Raw genomic sequence first — 7,999 nt, 5'->3', positions numbered from 1 at the left:
CCGCTACGACAAGCGGGCCTACGTCTTCCATGGCACGGTCACCGTCGCAGCGATCCGCCTCTGGCTCCGACCATGATCCGCCGGACAGAACCTAGGAGGCCGGCGCCTGGATGTAGTCCTCCAGCCGGGCCACCGAGAAGCCCTGCTCCTGGATCCGGGCCAGCAGGTCCGCGAACATCTGGGTCATGGTGGCGCCCTTGAGCTCCTTGGGGCCGCGGAAGTGCGCCAGGATGATGTCGCCGGACTTCAGCTTCTTGTCGCCCGCCTGGTACTGCATGTCGTGGATCTGCATCGACTCGCGCCACAGCACGATCGCGCGCGGGCCGCACTGCTGCACCGAGGTGTTGAGCATCGGGGTGTTGGCGCCGTCGCCGAACGGCGGGCGGAACAGCAGCGGGGCGGTGCCGTACTGCTGGGTGAGCGCGGCCTGGTCCTCGCAGATCTCGGACTTCTGCTTGTCGGCCGACAGCTTGCTCATCACCGGGTGGGTGACGGTGTGGTTCTGGATGTGGTTGCCCAGCGCCTGGAGCGGCTTGAAGTAGCCGTAGTCGTTCTTGACGATGTCCTTGGTCAGGAACATCGAGATCGGCACCTTGAGGTCGGTCAGCATCTCGACGAACTTCGGGTCCTTCTCGGCGCCGTCGTCGATGGTGATGAAGATGACCTTGTCGGTGGTCTTCACATCGCTGAACACCGGTACGGTGCCGGTGCGTTCGAGCTTGACGGGCTTGTCGGCCGGCGGCGCGGGGGCCGGGGCGAGCGGCTTGAGGTTCCACTTCGCCCAGGCCGCGGCGTCGCCCTGGGCCGGGGCCGCGCCGGGCGTGGTGGCCGCGGCGCTGGGGGTGCCGCCGGCGGGCGGCCGGGTCTGCTCCGCCGTCCCGGCCGTGCTCGCGGCCGGGGCGGCGCTGCCGCCGCCCCCGTTGTCGCCGCACGCGGTGGCGAAGGCCAGCAGGGCCACCGCCCCCGCCACGTACGTCCTGGTCCTGCTCCGCCCGTCCCTGTTCACCGCACCGCGCTCCCGGTCCCGTCCAGCGTTCTCTCAGCTATGCACGGTAGCGCCGCCGCGGCGGTTCCCGTTCGGGCCCTACTCGACGTGGTCGCTGGTGAAGGACCAGCGGTGCACCGGGCGGCCCAGCAGTTCGGCCGGCGGGTCGGCGACCGGCACGGGCGCACCGCTCCACCAGGTGATCAGCAGCACCCGCTCACCGGGGGCGGAGAGCAGTTCGAGGCGCTCCAGCCCGGCCGCGCCGCGCAGCGCGGGAAGAGCGGACTCCCTTGCCCAGGCGGCGAGTTCGGCCCCGCGGCCGTCCGCCGCGCGGGCCTCCCACATCGCGGCGACGGTCACGCGGCGCCGCCGCCGAGGGCCTGGTAGGCCTGGCCGTGGACGTCGCCGTGCCCGGCTCCCCCGGCCGGGACGTGGACGTCGGTGACGGGCAGCGAGGAGTCCGCGGACAGCTCGAAGGCGGAGGGGGTGCGGCCGCGCCACACCATCTCGGAGCCCAGCGCCGCCACCATCGCGCCGTTGTCGGTGCACAGGCCCGGCCGGGGCACCCGCAGCCGGATGCCGGCCCGGTCGCAGCGCTGCTGGGCCATCTCGCGCAGCCGGGAGTTGGCCGCGACGCCGCCGCCGATCATCAGGTGGTCGACGCCGCTGTCCTTGCAGGCCTTGACGGCCTTGCGGGTGAGCACGTCGGTGACCGCCTCCTGGAAGGAGGCGGCGACGTCGGCGATCGGCACCTCCTCGCCGGCCCGGCGCTTGGCCTCCACCCAGCGGGCGACGGCGGTCTTCAGGCCGGAGAAGGAGAAGTCGTACGCGGGGTCGTTCTTCCCCGTCAGGCCGCGCGGGAAGGCGATCGCCTTCGGGTCGCCCTCGCGGGCCTTCCGGTCGACGATCGGGCCGCCGGGGAAGCCCAGGCCGAGCACCCGGGCGACCTTGTCGAAGGCCTCGCCGGCCGCGTCGTCGATGGTCGCGCCGAGCGGGCGGACGTCGGTGGTGATGTCCTCGCTGAGCAGCAGCGAGGAGTGCCCGCCGGAGACCAGCAGGGCCATCGTCGGCGAGGGCAGCCGGCCGTGCTCCAGCTGGTCGACGCAGATGTGCGAGGCGAGGTGGTTGACCCCGTACAGCGGCTTGTCGAGCGCCCAGGCGTACGCCTTGGCCGCGCTGACGCCGACCAGCAGCGCGCCCGCCAGGCCGGGGCCGGCGGTGACGGCGATGCCGTCCAGGTCACTGGCCTTGATGCCGGCGGTGTCCAGGGCGCGCTGGATGGTCGGGACCATCGCCTCCAGGTGGGCGCGGCTGGCGATCTCCGGGACGACGCCGCCGAAGCGGGCGTGGTCGTTGACGCTGGAGGCGACCGCGTCGGCCAGCAGCGTGGTGCCGCGCACGATGCCGACGCCGGTCTCGTCGCAGGAGGTCTCGATGCCGAGGACGAGCGGTTCGTCAGCCATGGGGGGTGTCCTTCGGTTCCTTCGGGTCAGTGCTGGGGTGTTCGAGGCGCATCACCAGCGCGTCGACGTTGGCGGGCTGGTAGTAGCCGCGCCGGATGCCCACCGGTTCGAAGCCGTGGCGCTCGTACAGCCGCTGGGCGCGCTGGTTGTCCACCCGCACCTCCAGCAGCAGGTCGGCGCAGCCGCGCCGGGCGGCCTCGTGGATCAGGTCGGTGAGCAGGGCGGTGCCGAGGCCGGCGCCCTGGTGGCGCTCGTCCACGGCGATGGTCTGGACGTCGCCGTCACCGGCGACGGCCATCAGGCCGGCGTAGCCGACGATCGTGCCGTCCGCGGCGGTGGCGACCGAGTAGTGGCGGGTGCCGCCGGGGTGGGCCTCGGCGAGCTCGGACCAGAACATCCCGGAGGACCAGGCGTCCTCGGGGAACAGCCTGAGCTCCAGGTCCAGCACCGGCTCGATGTCCCACCAGCGCATCGGGCGCAGGGTGGTGCCGTGGTTCACGCCGGGAGCACCGCCTTGCCCCCCAGAACGTTCTTGTAGCCCGCCGGGACCTGGGCGTCCGGGCGGCGCAGGTACAGCGGCACGTTCGGCAGCAGCTCGCGCCCGGCGGCCAGCTCGGCGGCGGCGAAGCCGGCCAGGGCGCCGGCCGAGACGTGCTCGGGGCCGCTGGCGCCCGGGAAGGCCTCGGGGTAGAGCAGCGCGCCGGCGCCCACCGAGCGGGCGGCGGGCGTCAGCTCGGCCGGGCGGTCCACGCCGGGGCCCTCGGTGCGGTTGCCGTCGGCGTCGTAGGAGGCCCAGTAGACCTCCTTGCGGCGCGCGTCGGTGGCGACCGTGAACGGCTGTCCGGTCAGGCCCTCGGCGCGGGCCTGGAAGGCGATCGCGTCCAGGGTGCAGACGCCGTGCACCGGCAGGCCGAGCGCGTGGCCGAGCGCGGCGGCGGTCACCAGGCCGACCCGCAGGCCGGTGTACGGGCCCGGGCCGACGCCGACCGCGATGCCGGTGAGCCGACTCTTGTCCACTCCGGCGGCCCGCAGGACCTGGTCGATCGCGGGCAGCAGCAGTTCGCCGTGGCGCCTGGCGTCGACCTGGTGGGTCTCGGCGAGGACGGCCGTGCCGTCGTGGACGGCGGCGGTGACGGCGGGGGTAGCGGTGTCGAACGCGAGCAGCAGCACGGGTCAAGGTTAGACCGACGTTGGGCCGACCGGACGATCGAGCTGGTGTCCCCATCCGGAACACACGTACTGGCCACTGCCGACCCGCCCCGGGGACCTGGCACGATAAGGGCGGTACGTACAGCGGACGGCGGCGGGAGCGGGCACGTGGCGAAGATGGGTCCTGGAGTGGTGGTCACGGGGTTGACCCTGGGGGCCCTGGCAGTGGTGAGCCTGCTGGCCTTCCAGGCCAACGGCGCCCAGGACCGCGCGGGCGGCGCCAAGCCGACCGTCGCCTCGACGTCCTCCGGCCCGGCCGCCTCTGCGACGCCGAGCGCCTCCGCCACCCCGACCGTCCCGCCGCTGCCGGCCACCTCGGGCAGCGGCACCCGGGTCGTCTACTCGGCCGGCGGCCACTTCGTCTGGCTGGTCGACCCGAAGAAGAACCCGCAGGTCGCGGCCGCCTTCCCGGTCACTCCGGGCTCGGTCGAGCCCACCCCGGGCAGCTACTCGGTGTACAGCCGCACCCAGACCGCCACCGGGACGGACGGCAAGCAGATCGAGCACGTGGTGCGCTTCGCGCAGCAGAACGGCGTGGTGTTCGGATTCAGCGCGGCACTGGACGGCAGCACGCCGACCGCCGACCCGAAGGCCAAGACCGGCGGCATCCGCAGCGGCCGCTCCGAGGGACAGCTGCTCTGGGACTTCGCGCCGAACGGCACCAAGGTGGTCGTGGTCCCCTGAGGCCCGGCGCGTTACGCGGCCCGGGGCGTCCCCGCCTCGGGCTCCTCGGCCTGCCGGGCCTTCGGTTCGGGCGGGGTGGACACCGCCTCGGCGGCCGCGCAGGCGGCCAGCAGGGCCCGCATCGGCGCGCCCGGAGCGCGGTGGGCGGACTCTCCGGCCCCGGTGGCACGCACGGCGCGCTCCGGGGCGGGGGTGGTGCTCGACATGGCGCCTCCCTAGTTAGGCAGACCTAACCGCAGCACCCATCCCACCACGCCCGGCGCCCCGCCCGCAACACCTTGCCGACGGCCTGTCGGCAAAACGGTGGAACCCGATCGACCGGGGCCCGGCAAGCCCGCAGCACACGCCCCGTGCGCGGCCCTGGTCGCGCCCTAGGCCAGCTCGGCCAGCGGGACGTCCGCCCAGCGCGCCCCGATGCCGGTGAGCAGCACCCGGCGCGGGTCGTGGTCCTCCCCGGCGGTGTCACCGATCGCCCGCTCGATCCGGACCTCCAGGCGCTCCTCGGACAGCCGCTCGACCTTGCCCTCGCCCCACTCGACCACGACCACCGACTCCGGCAGCGAGACGTCCAGATCGAGGTCCTCCATCTCGTCGAGGTCCCCGCCGAGGCGGTACGCGTCCACATGCACCAGGGCCGGGCCGCCGACCAGCGAGGGGTGCACCCGGGCGATCACGAAGGTCGGCGAGGTCACCGCCCCGCGGACCTGCAGCCCCTCCCCCAGGCCCCGGGTCAGCGTCGTCTTCCCCGCCCCCAGCTCACCGGAGAGCAGCACCAGGTCCCCCGGCCGCAGCAGCGCGGCCAGCTCCCGGCCGAGACGGCCCATCCGCTCCGGAGTGGGGACGGTCAGAGTGGCGTGCGAGCCCATGCGCGTGTCTTGCCCTTCGGTCCGTAGCGGCGCACCGACCACCGGCCGCCACCGCTACCGTGCCACATCACCGCACCCCGCCGTGGCGCGCGGGTGCCCGGGCGTACCCGGGCCGGTCTCAGGCGGGGTCGGGGGCCGGATCCGGGTCCGCGTCCGGGGTCGCGCCCGGGGTCGCGCCCGCCGGAGCCCGGTCCTCCCGGGGCGGTTCGGCCGCGAGTTCGAGGACGGCCGGCGGCAGCGGCGCGGCACCGGCGAAGTCGGCGGCCCGGCGCAGCAGCCGCGCCAGCTCGTGGTCGACCAGCTCCGGGCGCTCCAGCAGCACCAGGTGCCCGGCGCCCTCGGCCAGCACGAGTTCGGCCCCCGGCAGCCGCTCGGCCATCGCCTCGCTGTGCGCCGAGGGCGTCAGCAGGTCCTTCGTCCCGGCCAGCACCAGAGCCGGCAGGCCGCGCAGGGCGGCCAGCGCCCCGTACTTCTCGTGCGCGCCGAACACCGGGTAGAACTCGGCGACCACGTCGATCGGGGTGGCGTCCAGCAGTTGTTCGGCGAAGCGCACCACGCCGGGATCGACGTCCCGGCCGCCGAAGGAGAACCGCCGGTAGAACACGGCGGCCACGTCCGAGCCGATCCGCCGGCTCGCCTCCACCAGGTCGACCTGACGGCCGAGCAGCTTCACCACCCCGGGCGCGACCCTCTTGAACAGCTTGGCCCCGGCCTTCGGCAGGCCGAGGCTCACCTCGTTCCAGTCCCCCGCCAGGGTGCCGACCAGCGCGACCCCGGCGACCCTCGTCCGGAACAGCTCCGGGTGCTGGTCGGCCAGGGCCATCACCGTCATGCCGCCCATCGAATGGCCCACCAACACCAGCGGACCGGTCGGCGCGACGGCGTCGATCACCGCCTTGAGGTCACCGCCCAGCTGGTCGATGCTGGCCGGCTCGCCCGCCAGGTAGGAGCGGGAGCGCTCGGAGCGGCCGTGGCTGCGCTGGTCCCAGAAGACCAGCCGCAGGCCTTCGCACAGCGCCGCCCGCTGGAAGTGCCAGCTGTCCTGGTTGAGGCAGTAGCCGTGGCTGAACACCACGGTCAGCGGCGGCGGAAGGAGGCTGCTGTTCGCCCGCTCGCCTCCGGCCTGCTCCGCCGCGTCGCCGTCCGGCTCGTCCCAGCCGGTGCCGTCCAGCTCGACGTACAGCTCGGTGCCGTCCGGCGCGGCCACCGTCAGCGGGCGCCCGCGCAGCGAGCCGTACGGGGCGGTCGCCTCCAGCTCGGCCCGGGCCCGGCGGCGCATCGCCCGGCCGACCGTCAGCCGCTCGATCGCGACGCCCGCGGCCGCGCCGGCCGCCAGCACGCCGACCGAGATCCCGATCACACCGGCCCGGCTCACCCCGGTGGCCGCGCCGGCCGCCTTGGCCACCGCCGCGACCGGGTTGCTGTCGGCCGGCGTGTCGGTCATGCCGCGCGGCCCCCGTCACGGCCGCCGTCGTGGCTGCCGTCCAGGTAGCGGCGGGGCACCCGCGCGCCGATCCGGGTGATGATCTCGTACGAGATGGTGCCGCAGGCGCGGGCCCAGTCCTCGGCGGTCGGTTCACCGCGTTCGCCGTTGCCGAACACCAGCACCTCGTCGCCGGTCTCGGGGGTGTCGCCGCCCAGGTCCACCACGAACTGGTCCATCGCGACCCGGCCGGCCACCGTGCGCCACTTGCCGCCGATCTGCACCGGGCCGGTGCCGCTGCCGTGCCGCGGGACGCCGTCGCCGTAGCCGACCGGCACCAGGCCCAGCGTGGTCGGACCGGGCGTCACGTAGTGGTGGCCGTAGCTGACCCCGTGCCCGCCGGGGACGTGCTTGACCAGCGCCAGCCGGGCGGACAGCGCCATCACCGGGCGCAGCCCGAAGTCGGCCGGCGAGCCCACCTCGGGCACCGGCGACAGCCCGTACGCGGCCAGGCCGGTGCGGACCAGGTCGAAGTGCGACTCGGGCAGCAGCAGGGTGGCCGGGGAGTTGGCCAGGTGCCGGACCTCGGGGCGCAGCCCGGCGGCCTCGGCCTGCGCCAGCGCGGCGCGGAAGGAGTCCAACTGGGCCTGGATCGACGGGTGGCCGGGCTCGTCGGCGGCGGCGAAGTGCGACCAGACGCCGACGACCCGCAGCAGCCCCTCCGCCTCGGCCCGCCGGGCCTCGGCGACCAGCTGCGGCCAGTCGTGCGGCTGGCAGCCGTTGCGGCCCAGGCCGGTGTCGGCCTTGAGGTGGACGCGCGCCGGAACGCCGGTCTGCCGAACGGCCGTCAGCAGCTCCTCCAGCGCCCACCGGCCGCTGACCGAGATGTCCAGGTCCGCACGCAGCGCCTCGCGCCACGGCCCGCCCGGCGTCCACAGCCAGCACAGGATGCGGGCCTGCTCGGGGCGGATGCCCGCGGCCCGCAGCGCCAGCGCCTCGTCCGGCGTCGCACAGCCGAGCCAGCCGACCCCGTTCGCGACCGCTTCGCGGGCACACTCGACCGCGCCGTGGCCGTAGGCGTCCGCCTTGACCGCGAGCATCACCGCCGTGCTCCCGACGCGTTCCCGCAGGGAGGCGAGGTTGCCGCGCAGGGCGGCGAGATCGATGGTCGCCTCGGCCCGTACGCCGTCGGTGAGGGTGGCCGTGCCGGTCGTGTTCGCAGTTGTCATCAGGGTCAGTCTCCCAGACGTCCCGGAGTCCTCGCCGAACGGGCCTTCGGCGCGGCGGTCGGCACCGCGACCCCCCGCACCCCGCCGACCTGCGGCGGACGGCTCGTCCGCCCAGTTCAGGACGCGGTGAACGGACGTCC

The 7,999-nt window shown here is 74.7% G+C and carries 10 protein-coding genes; 1 reads left to right on the top strand and 9 read right to left on the bottom strand.

The window, feature by feature from the left end; genetic code table 11:
- Positions 1–91 precede the first annotated feature (91 nt).
- From ACFY2K_RS02255 to tsaB, 5 genes are all read right to left on the bottom strand, one after another.
- Positions 92–1,006, bottom strand: coding sequence for a polysaccharide deacetylase family protein (locus ACFY2K_RS02255; protein ID WP_380640054.1), 915 nt, complete (start codon positions 1,004–1,006; stop codon positions 92–94).
- Positions 1,007–1,084: 78 nt separating this feature from the next.
- Positions 1,085–1,345 carry a hypothetical protein gene (locus ACFY2K_RS02250; protein WP_375882131.1) on the bottom strand — a complete coding sequence of 87 codons (261 nt, stop codon included), beginning with the start codon at positions 1,343–1,345 and terminating at the stop codon, positions 1,085–1,087.
- Entirely contained in the window at positions 1,342–2,448 is a 1,107-nt protein-coding gene (gene tsaD / locus ACFY2K_RS02245) for a tRNA (adenosine(37)-N6)-threonylcarbamoyltransferase complex transferase subunit TsaD (protein WP_380397377.1), read from the bottom strand. The genes ACFY2K_RS02250 and tsaD overlap by 4 nt, the downstream gene beginning before the upstream one ends.
- Positions 2,441–2,920: a ribosomal protein S18-alanine N-acetyltransferase gene (rimI, locus tag ACFY2K_RS02240; protein ID WP_375882355.1), complete on the bottom strand. Its 480-nt coding sequence runs from the start codon at positions 2,918–2,920 to the stop codon at positions 2,441–2,443. The genes tsaD and rimI overlap by 8 nt, the downstream gene beginning before the upstream one ends.
- A 23-nt stretch (positions 2,921–2,943) precedes the next feature.
- The gene (gene tsaB / locus ACFY2K_RS02235) at positions 2,944–3,618 is read right to left on the bottom strand and encodes a tRNA (adenosine(37)-N6)-threonylcarbamoyltransferase complex dimerization subunit type 1 TsaB (RefSeq protein WP_387709230.1); all 675 of its coding nucleotides are present in this window, start codon (positions 3,616–3,618) and stop codon (positions 2,944–2,946) included.
- 156 nt (positions 3,619–3,774) lie between these two features.
- Here tsaB and ACFY2K_RS02230 point away from each other — a divergent pair, with 156 nt between their 5' ends.
- The gene (locus ACFY2K_RS02230; RefSeq protein ID WP_380521329.1) at positions 3,775–4,341 is read left to right on the top strand and encodes a hypothetical protein; all 567 of its coding nucleotides are present in this window, start codon (positions 3,775–3,777) and stop codon (positions 4,339–4,341) included.
- A gap of 11 nt (positions 4,342–4,352) precedes the next feature.
- Here ACFY2K_RS02230 and ACFY2K_RS02225 read toward each other — a convergent pair whose 3' ends face one another.
- The 4 genes from ACFY2K_RS02225 to alr all read right to left on the bottom strand — a co-directional run bounded on the left by ACFY2K_RS02225 (position 4,353) and on the right by alr (position 7,859).
- Positions 4,353–4,547 carry a hypothetical protein gene (locus ACFY2K_RS02225; protein WP_380590016.1) on the bottom strand — a complete coding sequence of 65 codons (195 nt, stop codon included), beginning with the start codon at positions 4,545–4,547 and terminating at the stop codon, positions 4,353–4,355.
- A 165-nt stretch (positions 4,548–4,712) separates the two neighbouring features.
- Complete coding sequence (gene tsaE, locus ACFY2K_RS02220; RefSeq protein WP_375882122.1) at positions 4,713–5,207, bottom strand: tRNA (adenosine(37)-N6)-threonylcarbamoyltransferase complex ATPase subunit type 1 TsaE; 495 nt, start codon at positions 5,205–5,207, stop codon at positions 4,713–4,715.
- A gap of 118 nt (positions 5,208–5,325) precedes the next feature.
- Positions 5,326–6,651 carry an alpha/beta fold hydrolase gene (locus ACFY2K_RS02215; RefSeq protein WP_387709228.1) on the bottom strand — a complete coding sequence of 442 codons (1,326 nt, stop codon included), beginning with the start codon at positions 6,649–6,651 and terminating at the stop codon, positions 5,326–5,328.
- Entirely contained in the window at positions 6,648–7,859 is a 1,212-nt protein-coding gene (gene alr / locus ACFY2K_RS02210) for an alanine racemase (RefSeq protein WP_375882120.1), read from the bottom strand. Before alr ends, ACFY2K_RS02215 begins: the two co-directional genes overlap by 4 nt.
- Positions 7,860–7,999 lie beyond the last annotated feature (140 nt).

The sequence above is a fragment of the Kitasatospora sp. NPDC001309 genome, assembly GCF_042896295.1.
Taxonomy (GTDB): domain Bacteria; phylum Actinomycetota; class Actinomycetes; order Streptomycetales; family Streptomycetaceae; genus Kitasatospora.
The sequence above is the reverse complement of the archived record's forward strand: the minus strand, read 5'-3'. Positions and strand labels throughout refer to the sequence as shown.

Coding starts and splice junctions, on each gene's coding strand:
- rimI (WP_375882355.1), bottom strand. CDS start 2,920: ATGCGCTGGTGGGACATCGAGCCGGTGCTGGACCTGGAGCTCAGGCTG.
- ACFY2K_RS02225 (WP_380590016.1), bottom strand. CDS start 4,547: ATGTCGAGCACCACCCCCGCCCCGGAGCGCGCCGTGCGTGCCACCGGG.
- ACFY2K_RS02215 (WP_387709228.1), bottom strand. CDS start 6,651: ATGACCGACACGCCGGCCGACAGCAACCCGGTCGCGGCGGTGGCCAAG.
- ACFY2K_RS02230 (WP_380521329.1), top strand. CDS start 3,775: ATGGGTCCTGGAGTGGTGGTCACGGGGTTGACCCTGGGGGCCCTGGCA.
- tsaD (WP_380397377.1), bottom strand. CDS start 2,448: ATGGCTGACGAACCGCTCGTCCTCGGCATCGAGACCTCCTGCGACGAG.
- tsaE (WP_375882122.1), bottom strand. CDS start 5,207: ATGGGCTCGCACGCCACTCTGACCGTCCCCACTCCGGAGCGGATGGGC.
- alr (WP_375882120.1), bottom strand. CDS start 7,859: ATGACAACTGCGAACACGACCGGCACGGCCACCCTCACCGACGGCGTA.